The organism is Mesorhizobium sp. B2-4-7, assembly GCF_006442685.1.
Classification (GTDB): domain Bacteria; phylum Pseudomonadota; class Alphaproteobacteria; order Rhizobiales; family Rhizobiaceae; genus Mesorhizobium.
The window spans coordinates 153,998-169,681 of record NZ_VFVH01000013.1; the positions used below are offsets into that span (position 1 = coordinate 153,998).

Here is a 15,684-nt window from a genome sequence, read left to right on the forward strand (position 1 = left end):
AGCTCAGCGGGGGCAGCGTCCGCCGACAAATCGAGTTAGGCCTTCCGGGCTGCGGGGGAGGATCTCTCTTGCCGTTCGACGATTCCTCGAGCCACCCTCGCCCAGCTTTTCGTGAATGCGAGGCAACCTGGCCGGAGCAGGCAACGATCCTTCGTGCCCCCCCTCTGGCCTGCCGGCCATCTCCCCCACGAGGGGAGTTTGCAGCGTCGCCGGCAACGCGCCTCTCGTCAGCGGGGATTCCTGCTGAAGCTGCGGGCAAAAAAGCCCGCGAACCCTGCGGCTCGCGGGCCTTACTTTCCTCAAATAGTGCTGTCGCTCAGCTCTTCAGCTTGGCATTGCACAGGCTGTAGAAGCCGCCGCCCTTCTGGATCCACTTCAAGCCGCCAAGCGTGTTGGCGTCCTTGTTGGCATAGTACTGCTGGAGGCAGGTATGCATGCGGGCCTTGGCCGGGGTTTCGGTGGCGAATTTCGGCGAGATTGCGGTCGGGAAACTCACGCCCTTCGGCGCAGCGACAGTCGGCTTTGCCGGCTCCTTGGTGTAGGTCGCCTCTGTTGGAGCCGGGACGGTGTCATCGTCCGAGGCGCTGGCGCCGCATTCGGCCTTCCGGAAGTCGTTCCACTTCATGCCGTTGAGCGTATTGGCGGTCTTGGCAGCCTGGTACTTGCTGCTGCAGTCGGCCATGCTCAGGCCCTTGCCCGAGCTGTCGGTCGCCGCAGCCGTGGTCGCCGCCTTGGTGGTCGCCGGTTTGGTGGCGACGGCAGCGGATGCGCCGGCGGCAGCGGACGCGCCGGTGGCGCATTCGCTCTTGCGGAAGTCGTTCCACTTCATGCCGTTGAGCGTGCCGGCGGCCTTGGCCGCCTGGTACTTGGTGCTGCATTCCTTTGCGGTCAGGCCTTTGGCTCCGTCGTCGGCGGCGGCCGCAGCCTTGGTCGCCTTGGCCGGCTTCGTATCGGCCGCCTTGGTGTCCGCTGCCTTGGCGTCGGGCTTGGCTGTCGCGGCGGCATCAGTGCCGCACTGCGCCTTGCGGAACTGGTTCCAGGTCTGGCCGGCAAGTGTCCCCGCGTCCTTGGCCGCGTTATACTTCGTGCTGCACTCGGCCATCGTCAGCGCGTTGGCTGGCGCGGCCAGGAATAACGTCGCGACCGCAAGGCCGGTCAAAGTGGCAAGTCGGTGGATGAGCATAGCGTTTCTCCGTTGCAGCAGCCCATTATACGTCCCAGCAAATCAATAACGCTCAACGGTCGGTTGCGCCAGATGCTAAGTGGCGTATACATCGCCGAAACCCGGCTTCTGCCGGCAAGGTGATGAAATCGTTGCCTGTTGCCGGCTGGAAGACAAGAATTTGTGGGTAAATCCATGTCGAATGGTCCACAGGCATGGTATATTGTGGCGAGGCAGCGCCATCACGCTAGGTTGCGCCAGTCTGTGTGCAATGCACAACAAGGGTTTTCTAAAGGATTGGTAACAGATAATCACGAAATGTGATCGTAGTGCGCCGGCCAATTATGGCATGACGTACCGGGCAAGAACCACCGGGGACACTGACTAGCATGGCAGGAAATTATTTCGGCACGGACGGTATTCGCGGGCGCGCCAACAAGTTTCCAATGACGGCGGAAATCGCGATGAGGGTCGGCATGGCGGCCGGCCTGTCCTTCCAGCGCGGCAGCCATCGTCACCGTGTGGTGCTCGGCAAGGACACCAGACTTTCCGGCTACATGATCGAGAACGCCATGGTGGCGGGCCTCTGCGCCGCCGGCATGGACGTGTTCCTGCTCGGCCCCATCCCGACGCCGGCGGTCGCCATGTTGGTGCGTTCGCTGCGCGCCGATATCGGCGTCATGATCTCGGCCTCGCACAATCCTTATTACGACAATGGCATCAAGCTATTCGGTCCCGACGGCTACAAGCTCTCCGACGAGATCGAAGAGCGCATCGAGAGCATGCTGGACAAGGATATCGAACTGGCACTCGCCGATTCCGACGGACTTGGTCGCGCCAAGCGCGTCGATGGCGTGCATGACCGCTACATCGAGTTTGCAAAGCGCACCTTGCCGCGTTCGATGTCGCTTTCAGGTTTGAGGATCGTCGTCGATTGCGCCAATGGCGCCGCCTACAAGGTTGCCCCCGAGGCGCTTTGGGAGCTGGGCGCCGAAGTGGTGGCCATCAATGTCGAGCCCAACGGCTTCAACATCAACAAGGAATGCGGCTCGACCCATCCGGCAGGCCTGCAGAAGAAAGTGCACGAGGTGCGCGCCGACATCGGCATCGCGCTCGACGGCGATGCCGACCGTGTCGTCATCGTTGACGAGAACGGCGCGATCGTCGACGGCGACCAGATCATGGCAATGATCGCCGAGTCCTGGCACCAGAGCGGGCGGCTTGCCGGCGGTGGCGTCGTTTCGACGGTCATGTCCAATCTCGGCCTCGAACGCTTCCTCGGCGACATGAAGCTGCAATTGCACCGCACCAAGGTCGGCGACCGCTATGTCGTCGAGCATATGCGCGCGCACGGGCTCAATGTCGGCGGCGAGCAGTCGGGCCACATCGTGCTGTCGGACTTCTCGACCACGGGCGACGGCCTGGTTTCGGCGCTGCAGGTGCTGGCCTGCATCAAGCGGCAGGGCCGGCCGGTCAGCGAATTGTCGAAGAAGTTCGAGCCGGTGCCGCAACTCCTCAAGAACGTCCGCATCGCCGGCGGCAAGCCGCTCGAGGAAGCTCCGGTCAAGGCTGCGATCGAGGACGCCCGTCAACGCCTCGGCAAGGCGGGGCGGCTCGTCATCCGGCCGTCCGGCACCGAGCCGCTGATCCGTGTCATGGCCGAGGGCGACGACCCGCAGCTGGTCGAGGCCGTCGTCAACGACATCGTTGAGGTCATCTCGGAAACACGCAGCGCCGCCTGATCTCAGGTGCATTCGGAGGGCCGACGCCGCTCTGATTGCTTAGAAGCCCGCCCGTCCGGCGGGCTTTTGTTTGCCTGCGAAACTGGTTCGAGACACGTGGAACCATCCGAATTCCTCAAATGCTCGAGATTCGTGGTTAATAGACAGGGTTAAATGCCTTTTAACCTTTGCAATTCATTATCCACGCCTGAAAGCCAATCTCATTCGGACGCGACCGCTGTTCCGAGGGTTTCTAGGGGTGACAAGCATGTTCAATACAGCAAGAAAGGCCCTGTTCGCCGCGCTGTTCGCGGGCCTGGCATGGCCGGTGTTCGCGGCCGACCTTCCGGAGCCGGTGGTCGAAGAGGCGCCGCCGCCGGTATACGAGCAGCCAGTCGATGTCGGCGGCTGGTACATTCGCGGCGATCTCGACTACCACAAGTCGAAAGTGCGCGGCATCGATTACACGACCTACACCATCGATCCCTGTAATTGTAACGTCATTCCCGGCGACAGGAGCTTCGATTTCGGCAAGCTCAAGGGCGGCTTCTCGCTCGGCGCCGGCGTCGGCTACAAGATCAACGATCATTTTCGTACGGATTTGACCGCCGATTACTGGTTCAAGTCGAACTTCGACGGCGGAACCTCGGACGCTTTCTCGACGTCGACCGAAGTGTCGAAAATGAGCGCCTTGCTGCTGCTGGCCAACGCCTATGTCGATCTCGGCACCTATCACGGCATCACGCCCTATGTCGGCGCCGGCATCGGCGGCGCGCATGTCAGATGGGACGATGTCAGGGACCCGAACACCACCGAGTTCAACCCCGGTGCGAAAAGCTGGCGCTTTGCCTACGCGCTCATGGCCGGCGCTTCCTACTGCCTGACCGACAAGCTGATCCTGGACGCGGGCTATCGCTACAGCCACATCCAGGGCGGCCGCATGTTCGAGTGGGATATCAGCAGCGCCGGGCCGGGCTTCGACCGCGGCATCGACACGCATGAGGTGCGCGGCGGCCTGCGGTACCAGTTCGGCGGCAACAACGGTTGCGCCGCGCCGACGGTGGCCTATCAGCCCGAACCCGAGCCGATCTACACCAAGTAACATCCGACCATCCAACGGTCCGAAACCGCCCGGCATCAGCCGGGCGGTTTTCGCTTGTCTGCCTGCCCGAAATCATTCGCTAACGCTCTGTTAGCCTTAACCCCGACTTAACCACTATGGTTAACAATGCTTCCTGAAACGATGGCTGCCGTCTGGTGGCGCCGAAATCGGGAGCAGGGGATCATGAAACTCACATCGCGTATGGCGCCGGTGCTTGCCACATTCGCCATCATGCCGCTGACGCCTGCGCTGGCCGCCGACTATGATCCCCCGGTCTATGTCGACCAGGCGCCCGACTACGTGCCGGTCGAGGTCGGCTCGGGCTGGTATCTGCGCGGCGATGTCTCCTACCTGGTAGAGAAGAGCTTCAAGAATGAGGATTTCGCCTTCACGCCGGCGAGCTTCGACAACGAGGAAGACCCGGTCTTCGCCAGCATCGGCTTCGGCTACCACTTCAACGATTATCTGCGTGCCGATCTCAATCTGGGTTACCTGCCCGGCAACAAGATCGGCATTGGCTATGACGATTCAGCGACCGCGGCAGAGGCGACCCTAGCGTCGGCGTCCCTGAAGAACTATGCCTTTTCAGGCATGCTCAACGGCTATGTCGACCTTGGTACCTATGTCGGCATAACACCCTATCTCGGCGCCGGCATCGGCATCGTCAGGAGCACGCACAAGCTCTCGGCGAGCTATTTCACCGACAATGGCGATCCAACCGACGACTTCGGCCTGAGTGACGACAAGACCAAGTATTCCTTCGCTTACACGCTGAATGCCGGCCTTGCCTATCAGGTGTCGAAGAATGTTTCCGTCGATCTCGGCTATCAGTATTTCTCGGCGCCCGACGCCGAATATGTGACGGCCGAGAGCCTGACCTCGTTTCCGGTCCACAAGGGAATCAGCAATCATCAGGTTAAGCTCGGGCTACGCTACGATCTCTGGTAGCAGGCTGGCATACATGAACCCTGGCGGCGGATCTCTTCGGTCCGCCGTTTGCGTTTGAAGCTCACGAGATCCTGATTGCGGATCGCCGATATCCTGCCCGCGACAAAAACTTTCCCCTTGACGCCCGAAGCCCGAGCGCATATCGCCGTCCGTGGGCCACCCCTCCCCAACGAGGGGCCACTATCTGGAAGGATAGACCACGATGACGACGCATACGAAGCCCGGACTCCGTCCGGCAAACCCCAATTTTTCCTCAGGTCCCTGCGCGAAACGTCCCGGCTGGTCGGTCGAGGCGCTGAAAGCTGCCGCGCTCGGCCGTTCCCATCGCGCCAAGATCGGCAAGACCAAGCTCGAACAGGCGATCGCGCTGACGCGCGAAATTCTCCAGGTTCCTGCCGACTACCGCATCGGCATCGTGCCGGCGTCCGATACAGGCGCCGTCGAGATGGCACTCTGGTCGCTGCTGGGCGAGCGCGGCGTCGACATGGTCGCCTGGGAGAGTTTCGGCTCCGGCTGGATCACCGACGTGGTCAAGCAGTTGAAGCTTGCCGATGTGCGCAAGCTCGAGGCCGGTTACGGCGAACTGCCGGATCTCGGCAAGATCGATTTCGACCGCGACGTGGTCTTCACCTGGAACGGCACGACCTCGGGCGTGCGCGTGCCGAACGGCGATTTCATCCCGGCCGATCGCAAGGGTCTGGCCATCTGCGACGCGACATCGGCCGCCTTCGCGCAGAAGCTCGATTTCGAGAAACTCGATGTCGTGACCTTCTCCTGGCAGAAGGTGCTGGGCGGCGAAGGCGCGCATGGCATGCTGATCCTGTCGCCCCGCGCGGTCGAGCGGCTGGAGAGCTATAAGCCTGCATGGCCGCTACCGAAGATCTTCCGCCTGACCTCGGGCGGCAAATTGATCGAAGGCATCTTCAAGGGCGAAACCATCAACACGCCATCGATGCTGTGCGTCGAGGACTATCTCGACGCCCTCAGCTGGGCGAAATCGATCGGCGGCCTCGATGCGCTGGTCGCCAGGGCCGACGCCAATGCCGCGGTGCTCGACCGTTTCGTCGCGAAATCCTCCTGGCTTGGCCATCTCGCCGTAGAGCCGGCGACGCGGTCGAACACGTCCGTCTGCCTGTCCTTCACCGACGGGCAAGTCGCTGCACTCGACGCCGACGCACAGGCGGCCTTCGCCAAGGGTCTGGTTTCAGCGCTCGACAAGGAAGGTGTCGCCTATGACATCGGTTCCTATCGCGACGCGCCGCCCGGCCTGCGCATCTGGTGCGGCGCAACGGTCGAGACCTCCGATCTCGAAGCGCTGATGCCCTGGCTCGACTGGGCCTTCGCCGGCCAGAAGGCGTCGCTGAAAGCAGCGGCCTGAAACTCGAACGGTATCATTTTCTGGAATACCCCTCATCCGGCCGCTTCGCGGCCACCTTCTCCCACAAGGGGAGAAGGATCGGCGCCTCACATTCTCCCCCCCTGGAGAAGGCGCCTGAGCGAAGCGAAAGCGGGTGTGGGGTAAGCAACAAGGACCAATCCCATGCCTCGCGTTCTCGTCTCGGATAAACTTTCCACCACCGCCGTTCAGATCTTCAGGGATCGCGGCGTAGAGGTCGACTATCTTCCAGATATCGGCAAGGACAAGGAGAAGCTGCTTGAAGTGATTGACCAGTATGACGGCCTCGCCATCCGCTCGGCGACCAAGGTTACCGAGAAGCTGATCAATGCCGCCACCAGGCTCAAGGTCGTCGGCCGGGCCGGCATCGGCGTCGACAATGTCGACATACCGGCAGCCAGCCGCAAGGGCATTATCGTGATGAACACGCCGTTCGGCAATTCGATCACGACGGCCGAGCATGCGGTAGCAATGATCTTCGCGCTCGCCCGCCAGATCCCGGAAGCCAACGCCTCGACGCATGCAGGCAAATGGGAAAAGAACCGCTTCATGGGCGTCGAGATCACCGGCAAGACGCTCGGCGTCATCGGCTGCGGCAATATCGGCTCGATCGTCGCCACGCGCGGCGTCGGCCTGAAGATGCATGTCGTCGCCTTCGATCCGTTCCTGTCGGACAAACGCGCCGAGGAACTCGGCGTCGACAAGGTTGAACTGGACGAGCTCTTCGCCCGCGCGGACTTCATCACGCTGCACACGCCGTTGACCGACAAGACGCGCAACATCATCGATGCCGCCGCGATCGCCAAAATGAAGGACGGCGTGCGCATCATCAACTGCGCCCGTGGCGGGCTGGTCGTCGAAGCCGACCTGGTGGCGGCGCTGAAGAGCGGCAAAGTGGCCGGCGCCGGCATCGACGTGTTCGAGGCCGAGCCGGCCGAACAGAACGCATTGTTCGGCATGGAGAATGTGGTGGCCACCCCCCATCTCGGCGCCTCGACGGCGGAGGCGCAAGAGAACGTCGCGCTGCAGGTCGCCGAACAGATGGCCGACTACCTGATCAAGGGCGCCGTCTCCAATGCCATCAACATGCCGTCGATCACCGCGGAGGAAGCGCCGCGGCTCAAACCCTTCGTCAAGCTCGCCGAAGTGCTTGGCGCCTTTGTCGGCCAGGTCACCGAGGACCCGATCAAGGAGGTGGAAATCCTGTTCGACGGCTCGACCGCGACGATGAATACGCGCGCGCTGATCAGCGCGGCCCTTGCCGGGCTGATCAGGCCGCAGGTAGCCGACGTCAACATGGTGTCGGCGCCGATCATGGTGAAGGAGCGCGGCATCATCGTCGCCGAGGTCAAGCGCGACAAATCGGGCGTGTTCGACGGCTATATCAAGCTGACGGTCAAGACCGAGCATATGACGCGCTCGATCGCCGGCACCTGTTTTTCCGACGGCAAGCCGCGCTTCATACAGATCAAGGGCATCAATCTCGATGCCGAGGTCGGCCAGCACATGCTCTACACGACCAATGCCGACGCGCCGGGCATTATCGGCCTGCTCGGCACGGTGTGCGGCGAGAACGGCGTCAACATCGCTAACTTCCAGCTCGGCCGCAACCGGCCGGGGGGCGATGCCATCGCGCTGCTCTATCTCGACGCACCGTTTCCGGAAAAAGTGCTGGAGCAGGTGCGGGCGCACAAATCGATCGATTCGGCCAAGCGGCTGCAGTTCGACGTCGGCAGCGTGTAGGGCTTGTCTGCTGGGGCAATGCCGCCCCGGCAGTCTCGTCCGACGACGTGGCGGCGGTGCGCAAGGAATTGCAGTAGTCCTGCGAATTGCCGGGCGAGCCGACGCTCTCCTCAAGGCTGACGATCGGGGCGCGAAGTGAGTTTACTGGCGCCTCGGCATGGCTGCCTTGCGGCCGCTATATTCGGCAAGCGCGATGCCGCCCAGCACGAGGACGAGCGCCAACGCCTGGTAGAGCTGGAATGTCTCGCCGACGATCAGCACCGAAAGCAGGGTGCCGAAGATCGGCACGAGGTTGATGAACAGGCCGGCCCGGTTGGCGCCGATCAGCTCATTGCCCCTGATGTAGAATATCTGCGAGACGACCGAGGCGCCGATCGCGGTATAGACGATCACCGCCCAGCCGCGCGCGTCGGGAACGATGACCTTGCCGGCCACGATTTCCCATAGGAAGAACGGCAGCGAGGTGATGAGCGCGGCGAGCGACATGGCCAGCATCAGGCTCTGCCATTGCATGGCCGGCTTCAGCCGCAACCCGACCGAATAGCCACTGTAGAGAATGACCGCGACCAGCATGATGGCGTCGCCGAAATTGAGCTCCAATGTCAACAGCCGGCGCGGATCGCCGTGGCAGGCGGTCAGGATGACGCCGAAGATCGTCAGTACCACGCCGGCGATCTGCGCCCAGTTCACGCGGAGGCGGAAGAAGATGAAATTGGCTACGATGATCAGGATAGGCATCGCCGCCTGCTCGATCGAAACGTTGATCGCGGTCGTGTAATTGAGCGCCGTATAGAAGATCGTGTTGAACAAGGTGAAGCCGCTGGCGCCAAGTGCGGCGAGCACGAACCAGTGCCTGCGCACGACGGGCCAATCTCTTTTCAGCGCATTCCAGCCGATCGGCAGCAGGATCGCCACCGCCAACACCCAGCGCAGGAAGACCAGCGTCATCGGTGAGACGTGATCGACCGCCAGCTTGCCGGCCACCGAGTTGCCGCCCCACAGCAAGGTGGTGAGCAGCAGGAACATGTAGGGGCTTCGGTGCATGGCGGGTCGCAGCGGGGAGGAGGTGAATGGGGCGTGCCCGCCGGCCTATTGCCCGCGCCTGGACAAGTAAATGATGTCAAAGCTGAAAATTGTTGTGCCTCAGCCCATTTTCGGCGGCAAAGAAAGGTCGCATCGGCCTGCTCTTGACGTTATAGAGGCCTGTCGTTTCGAACCGTATCCAAGCCGCGCGGCGGCGCCTCGAAGGAAAAGAAACATGGCCAATGTGGTGGTCGTCGGCTCGCAATGGGGTGACGAAGGCAAGGGCAAGATCGTCGACTGGCTGTCGGAGCGCGCCGATGTCGTGGTGCGTTTCCAGGGCGGCCACAATGCCGGCCACACGCTGGTCGTCGACGGCAAGGTCTACAAGCTGTCGCTGTTGCCGTCGGGCGTCGTGCGGCAGGGCAAGCTGTCCATCATCGGTAATGGCGTCGTCTTCGATCCGCACGCATTCGTCGCCGAAGTGGCGAAGCTCAAGGGGCAAGGCGTCGAGGTAACGCCGGAGCGCCTGAAAATAGCCGAAAACACAGCGCTTATCCTGTCCCTGCACCGGGAACTGGACGGCTTCCGCGAGGACGCCGCCTCAAATTCCGGGACCAAGATTGGCACGACCCGCCGCGGTATCGGCCCCGCCTATGAGGACAAGGTGGGCCGGCGCGCGGTGCGGGTGATGGATCTGGCGGATTTGGAAACACTACCCTTGAAGGTCGACAGGCTGTTGACGCATCACAATGCACTGCGTCGCGGCCTTGGCCATGCCGAAGCCACGCATGACGCGGTCATGCAAGAGCTGACCTCGGTCGCCGGCGAAATCCTGCCCTACATGGACCGGGTCTGGAAGGTGCTCGACGACAAGCGCCGGGCCGGCGAGCGCATCCTGTTCGAGGGCGCGCAAGGCACGCTGCTCGACATCGATCATGGCACCTATCCGTTTGTCACCTCGTCCAACACCGTCGCCGGCCAGGCGGCAGCCGGTGCCGGCGTGGGCCCGGGCGCCATCGGCTATGTGCTTGGCATCACCAAGGCCTATACGACGCGCGTAGGCGAAGGTCCGTTCCCGACCGAGCAGCAGAACGAGATCGGTGAATTCCTCGGCACGCGCGGCCATGAATTCGGCGTCGTCACCGGCCGCAAGCGCCGCTGCGGCTGGTTCGACGCGGTGCTGGTGCGCCAGGCCGTCGCCGTCAACGGCATCAAGGGCATCGCCCTGACCAAGCTCGATGTGCTTGACGGGCTGGACGAGATCAAGGTCTGTACCGGCTACCGCCTCGACGGCGAGACGATCGACTATCTACCCGCCAGCCAGGGCGCGCAGGCCCGCGTCGAGCCAATCTACGAGACGCTGGAGGGGTGGAAAGGCACCACCGCCGGCGCGCGCAGCTGGAACGACCTTCCGGCCCAGGCCGTCAAATATGTCCGCCATATCGAGGAGTTGATCGGCGCGCCGGTCGCGCTCCTCTCCACCAGCCCGGAGCGGGACGACACGATACTTGTGACCGATCCGTTTCAAGACTAGTTTCTCAAGCCTTTCCGGGCGTTGCGGCTGATTTGCGGAGGCCGGCCCGGAGCACAATACAGGTCGACTGACGCATGGCGAAAGATTTCGTTTCTGCTCTGAGGGATACGATAAACAATTTTGGCGATCCTACGCCGGAGCTGCGGGCCAAAGTCTACGACAAAGCGCGCTCGACGATTGCAAAGAAGATTGCCGAGCGCGAGCCGCCGCTTTCGCCGTCGGAAGCCGAAAGGCAGAAGCGCGGCCTGGAAGACGCCATATCGAGGCTCGAGCGCGAATATGCCAAAAGCGTGCCGGAGACCGATCCGCTTGCCGAACTGGAGCACATATTTTCCTCCATCGATCGCAACAAGAACCAGTCGAACCATACCAAACAGCCGGTAAAGGCGGAGCCGGCCTGGCCGGCAGCGCCTGCCTCGAAGGCTGAACCCTACAAGCCGCCGCCCCCCGCTCCGGAGCCCGACATCTCCAGGCCTGCATCGCCCGCCGCCGAGGTCGAGCCGAACTGGCAAAAGCCCGTACCGGTGCAGCCGGCCCCGGAGTTCGACGACAGGGCTCAGCCTGGCATGGATGTGGGTCAGGACGACGAGCATGCCGATGTCTTTGCGAGCGACGAAGAGGCTGCGGTCGCCGACACTTTCCAGCGCTTGCGTCCGGCTGAACGCAAGCGCAGCTATGGCGGGCTGATTGCCGCTGCCGTTGCGTTGCTGGTCATTGCCGGCGGCGGCTATGGCATCTGGCTGAACAAGGATGCCTTCGGCAAGATGCTGGGTCTGGGCGGCGGCAGCAAGGTCGCGACGACCGAGCCGGTCAAATCGACACCCGCCAAGCCGGCGAGCGATGCGGCGGCAACGCCCCCGGCACCTGCGGCTAGCGGTGCCGAGCCCGAAGGGACACCGAAGTTCACTCAAAGACTGACGCCGCAAGGAAGCGAGGTCGATCCTGGCCCGGCCGGCGGACAGAGCGGCGTGGGCGAGGGCGAGTCCGTCGCGGCGCTGACGACGCCGCCTTCAGCCACGACCACCCCGGCCTTGTCGGCTCCGGCAGGAGGCACGCCGGCCGCAGGCGCGCCCGCCGGGACCACGCCCCCTGCACCGGGCGCTGCGCCGGCGGCGCCACCCGCCAATGGGACCGCACCCGCGGCGCCGGCTGACAACGCCGCCACGCCGCCCTCGCCTGCCGGTGCGCCGACGCAAACCTCTCTGCCGGTCGGCCAGAAGGCGATCTTCTATGAGGAGCGCACCAGCACCGCGCAGGGTTCGGCCGAGCCGGGCAACATCGTCTGGTCGCTGGTGCAGGAATCGCCCGGCGGCGACCTGCCGCCTGAGCCGGCGATCCGCGCCGAGGCGACCATTCCCGGCAAGGACATCCAGTTGCGCATGACCATTCGCCGCAACACTGACCAGACTCTGCCGGCCAGCCACATCATCGAGATGATCTTCCTGACGCCCGACGGGTTCGAGGGCGGCGGCGTCGACAACATCCTGCGCGTGGCCATGAAGAGTTCCGAGCAGGATGCCGGCAGCCCGCTGATCGGCATTCCGGCCAAGATCGCCGACGGCTTCTTCCTCGTCGCGCTCAACGATACCAAGGCCGACGAGGACGCCAACCTGACCTTGCTTCGGGGACAGGACTGGATCGACGTGCCGGTCGTCTACAAGACCGGACGACGAGCGTTGCTGACGATGGAAAAAGGCATTCCCGGCGAGAAGGTGTTCGACGAGGCGATCAAGGCTTGGCAGGCGAAGACGGCGGGCTGAGATAAAGTCGACTTCGGTCAGAAACCTTGGAACAGCATGTCGATTGCGGCGACGATGTCGTCGTGATGCCTGGAGAGATTCCCCTCGGCATCCAGCAATTCGGAGGCCGTCAAGGCCGACATGAACTGGGTGACCATTACATGATCCTTGCCATCTATAGGGAAGGTCGGGTTCAGTCGGCGGCCAGGAACCGGGGCTATATCAGGCGGCATCAGTGGAATGACCACTCTCGTGCTCAGCCGCTCAAGAAGGTCGGACTGGACATCGAGAAGATAACCGTTGCCGTCGCTATTCCGATAAAGATCGTAGCGTGCCATCAAAACAGCCGGCGTTTGGCCAATGGCAACCCGTTACGCTCGACATAAGCGTTCGAGCTTTCGATCGCTTCCTTGTTCTCTTCTTGCCACCGACGCGTTTTTTCCACCGCGATGGCCTTCGCGATACCCGCCTCGGCGGCGCGGGAGAGATTGATGCCCAACGCCTTGGCGTCGTTGATCAGCTGAGCGTCAATGGATGTGTTGACCGACTTTCGCTGAGGCTTTGGCGTCGATTGAAGCACGGAGAGAGCCCTATTTTATGCGCATAATATAGACGCATAACGTAGCGCATGCAATGCTCACCCCTCCATTTCCTCGCGCAACATCTCCAGTTCGAGCCACTCTTCCTCCAGTGCCGCCAGCGTCGCGCGCTCCTTGTCGAGGGCGGCGATGGTCTTCTGGAACGAGGCCGGATCGCGCTCGTAATAGGCCGGATCGGCGATGTTGTTCTCCAGCCGCGAGATCGAGGCTGTCACCGCCTCGATCTTCTTGGGCAGCGATTCCAGCGCGAATTTCTGCTTGAACGAGAGTTTTTTTGCCGGGGCTTTGGCGGTGGGGCTGTCCGCCTTCGCCGTCGGCGCCTCGCTTGCATCCGCCTTCGCCCGCGCCTTGCGGTCGTCGAGCCTGGTGCCGCCGCGCTGCGCCAGCATGTCGGAATAGCCGCCGGCATATTCGACCCAGCGGCCGCCGCCGTCCGGCGCGATCACGCTGGTCACGGTGCGGTCGAGGAAATCGCGGTCGTGGCTGACCAGGATGACCGTACCGGCAAAGCCGGCGACCAGTTCCTGCAGCAACTCCAGCGTTTCCATGTCGAGATCGTTGGTCGGCTCATCGAGCACCAGCAAGTTCGCCGGCCGGGCCAGCACGCGCGCAAGGATCAGCCGTGCCCGTTCGCCGCCGGACAGCTCGCGCACCGGCGTGCGCGCCTGTTCCGGTTTGAACAGGAAATCCTTCATGTAGGAGACGACGTGGCGCTGCTCGCCATTGATGACAAGGTTCTCGCCGCGCCCGTCGGTGAGATACTGAGCCAGCGTCTCCTGCGGATCGACCGCCTCGCGCTTCTGGTCGAGCGTGGCGATCTCCAGATTGGTGCCGAGCCGCACCGAACCGGCATCCGGCTGCAATTCTCCGGTCAGCATCTTCAGAAGCGTCGTCTTGCCGGCGCCGTTCGGCCCGACGAGGCCGACGCGATCGCCGCGTTGGATGCGGGTCGAGAACCCCTTGACCACGGTGAGGTCGCCAAAGCTCTTCTCGATGTTCCTGGCCTCGATCACCAGCTTGCCGGATTCGGCGGCGTCGCTGGCCACCATGGTCGCGGTGCCTTCGGCGCCGCGATGGCCGCGAAAACGCTGGCGCATGGTCTGCAATTCGCCCAGGCGGCGCATGTTGCGCTTGCGCCGCGCCGTCACGCCATAGCGCAGCCAGTGTTCCTCGCGCACGATCTGGCGGCCGAGCTTGTGCTGTTCGCGCTCTTCTTCCTCAAGCACCTGGTCGCGCCATTCCTCGAAATGGCCGAAGCCCTTATCCAGCCGGCGCGTCTGGCCCCGATCGAGCCACACGGTGGCGCGCGAGACGCGCTCGAGGAAACGGCGGTCGTGCGAGATGACGATGAGGGCCGAGGAGGTGCGGACGAGCTCCTCTTCCAGCCATTCGATCACCGAGAGATCGAGATGGTTGGTCGGCTCATCGAGCAGCAGGATATCGGGCTCCGGCGCCATGACGCGGGCAAGGGCGGCGCGCCTGGCCTCGCCGCCGGAGAGGTCGCCCGGCTGCTCCTCGCCCGAGAGGCCGAGATGCTCCATCAGGTAGCTGGCGCGATAAGGATCGTCGGCGGGACCGAGCCCGGCCTCGACATAGGCGCGCACGGTTGCGAACCCGTCCATGTCGGGCATTTGCGGCAGATAGCGGACGGTCGCCGATGGCTGGCGGAACACCTCGCCGTCCTGCGGCTCGATCAGGCCGGCGGCGATCTTGAGCAGCGTCGACTTGCCGGACCCGTTGCGGCCGACCAGCGCGATCTTGTCGCCTGCCGACGCAGCCAAGTCGGCGCCGTCGAGCAGGGGCGTGCCGCCGAACGTCAGTTTTATTCCGTCGAGATTGAGAAGAGGCGGCGCCATGTCAGCTTTCTGGCAAGGGATAGGGATGGGCGAGCAGCAGCGCGCGGCCCGCTCCCAGCGCGATCTCGAGCCTGCCCTTGACCTCATTAGAGATGGTCAGCGATGAGCCGAACGCGACCTTGACGCGGTCAAGCGGCCATTTCGCGCCGGCGACGGTCAGCCCGGCAAGCTCGGAAAAACCCAGGATCGAGAACAGGGTGCCGTCTGTATAGTCGAAGCGGACCGTGCCGTGCGCCAGGGGCACGCCTTCCTGCGCGCCGCTGGTCAACAGCACCTTTGTCCCGGCCCCGGCCAGCCGCAGGGCGAGCGCCATGTGCAGGAAGGCATGGTCGGCGCGCTTGCCGCCGAAGGCGCCGGCAAGCACGAGGCTGGTCGCGCCGCGCTCCAGGGCGGCCGATATCGCGAGTTCGCCATCGGTGGCGTCCTTCTCTGCCGGGAAGGTTCGGCGCGGCACGGCGGCCAACTCATCCGGCAGGCCGGCGGGCACGGAATCGAAATCGCCGACCCACAGTTCCGGCACAAGGCCGAGCGTGCTTGCATGGCCGATGCCGGCATCGGCGGCGATGACGCGGGTTCCCTCGACCTGACGGTCGAGCCGTGGCGTGCGGATGAGATCGCCGCCAAGCAGGATGGTGAATGTGCTCATATCGTGTGGCCCTTACCAGCCCGACAGCGGAAACGGAAGGCCGGCAAACAGCCACTTGCGCGGTTCACCGGCCGGGCCTATGTGTCGAGGCGCTCTAACGGGGTGCCGGACGCGATATTTCGCGGACCGGCTGAGAGGCAGTCTCGCCAACCCGCTGAACCTGATCCGGTTTGTACCGGCGGAGGGATTAGACGTTTCGGACAGTCCGACGCCTC

At 63.5% G+C, this 15,684-nt stretch carries 13 protein-coding genes and 1 riboswitch; of the genes, 7 read left to right on the forward strand and 6 right to left on the reverse strand.

Annotation, left to right across the window (positions count from 1 at the left end):
* Nucleotides 1-316: 316 nt before the first annotated feature.
* The gene (locus FJ946_RS27695; RefSeq protein WP_140566866.1) at nucleotides 317-1,183 is read right to left on the reverse strand and encodes a hypothetical protein; all 867 of its coding nucleotides are present in this window, start codon (nucleotides 1,181-1,183) and stop codon (nucleotides 317-319) included.
* Nucleotides 1,184-1,551: 368 nt separating this feature from the next.
* On the opposite strand from FJ946_RS27695, the gene glmM reads away from it, so the two are divergent.
* The 5 genes from glmM (at nucleotide 1,552) to serA (ending at nucleotide 8,072) form a co-directional block, all read left to right on the forward strand.
* A complete protein-coding gene (gene glmM / locus FJ946_RS27700) occupies nucleotides 1,552-2,904 on the forward strand; it encodes a phosphoglucosamine mutase (RefSeq protein WP_140493266.1) in 1,353 nt (450 codons plus the stop codon).
* Nucleotides 2,905-3,151: 247 nt separating this feature from the next.
* Nucleotides 3,152-3,985 (forward strand): outer membrane protein, encoded by an 834-nt coding sequence (locus FJ946_RS27705; RefSeq protein ID WP_140493269.1) that lies wholly within the window; start codon nucleotides 3,152-3,154, stop codon nucleotides 3,983-3,985.
* 183 nt (nucleotides 3,986-4,168) lie between these two features.
* Nucleotides 4,169-4,933, forward strand: a complete 765-nt coding sequence (locus FJ946_RS27710; protein WP_140493272.1) for an outer membrane protein — start codon at nucleotides 4,169-4,171, stop codon at nucleotides 4,931-4,933.
* Between the two features lie 202 nt (nucleotides 4,934-5,135).
* On the forward strand, nucleotides 5,136-6,311 hold the full coding sequence (locus FJ946_RS27715) for a phosphoserine transaminase (RefSeq protein ID WP_140566868.1): 1,176 nt from the start codon (nucleotides 5,136-5,138) through the stop codon (nucleotides 6,309-6,311).
* Between the two features lie 162 nt (nucleotides 6,312-6,473).
* On the forward strand, nucleotides 6,474-8,072 hold the full coding sequence (serA, locus tag FJ946_RS27720; protein WP_140566871.1) for a phosphoglycerate dehydrogenase: 1,599 nt from the start codon (nucleotides 6,474-6,476) through the stop codon (nucleotides 8,070-8,072).
* Between the two features lie 141 nt (nucleotides 8,073-8,213).
* Here the strand turns inward: serA and FJ946_RS27725 are convergent, their stop codons facing one another.
* The gene (locus FJ946_RS27725) at nucleotides 8,214-9,116 is read right to left on the reverse strand and encodes a DMT family transporter (RefSeq protein WP_140566874.1); all 903 of its coding nucleotides are present in this window, start codon (nucleotides 9,114-9,116) and stop codon (nucleotides 8,214-8,216) included.
* Nucleotides 9,117-9,330: 214 nt separating this feature from the next.
* Here FJ946_RS27725 and FJ946_RS27730 point away from each other — a divergent pair, with 214 nt between their 5' ends.
* A complete protein-coding gene (locus FJ946_RS27730) occupies nucleotides 9,331-10,629 on the forward strand; it encodes an adenylosuccinate synthase (RefSeq protein WP_140493285.1) in 1,299 nt (432 codons plus the stop codon).
* 74 nt (nucleotides 10,630-10,703) lie between these two features.
* Nucleotides 10,704-12,389, forward strand: a complete 1,686-nt coding sequence (locus FJ946_RS27735; protein WP_140566876.1) for a hypothetical protein — start codon at nucleotides 10,704-10,706, stop codon at nucleotides 12,387-12,389.
* Between the two features lie 17 nt (nucleotides 12,390-12,406).
* Here the strand turns inward: FJ946_RS27735 and FJ946_RS27740 are convergent, their stop codons facing one another.
* The 4 genes from FJ946_RS27740 to FJ946_RS27755 are packed head-to-tail and all read right to left on the reverse strand — an operon-like array spanning nucleotide 12,407 to nucleotide 15,469.
* Nucleotides 12,407-12,706, reverse strand: a complete 300-nt coding sequence (locus FJ946_RS27740; protein ID WP_140566879.1) for a CcdB family protein — start codon at nucleotides 12,704-12,706, stop codon at nucleotides 12,407-12,409.
* A complete protein-coding gene (locus FJ946_RS27745; protein WP_140566882.1) occupies nucleotides 12,706-12,948 on the reverse strand; it encodes a type II toxin-antitoxin system CcdA family antitoxin in 243 nt (80 codons plus the stop codon). Before FJ946_RS27745 ends, FJ946_RS27740 begins: the two co-directional genes overlap by 1 nt.
* Before the next feature lie 57 nt (nucleotides 12,949-13,005).
* Nucleotides 13,006-14,823 (reverse strand): ABC-F family ATP-binding cassette domain-containing protein, encoded by a 1,818-nt coding sequence (locus tag FJ946_RS27750; RefSeq protein ID WP_140566884.1) that lies wholly within the window; start codon nucleotides 14,821-14,823, stop codon nucleotides 13,006-13,008.
* A gap of 1 nt (nucleotide 14,824) precedes the next feature.
* Nucleotides 14,825-15,469: a thiamine diphosphokinase gene (locus tag FJ946_RS27755; protein ID WP_140566887.1), complete on the reverse strand. Its 645-nt coding sequence runs from the start codon at nucleotides 15,467-15,469 to the stop codon at nucleotides 14,825-14,827.
* 88 nt (nucleotides 15,470-15,557) lie between these two features.
* Nucleotides 15,558-15,673, forward strand: a riboswitch (TPP riboswitch).
* The last annotated feature ends 11 nt before the right edge of the window (nucleotides 15,674-15,684 follow it).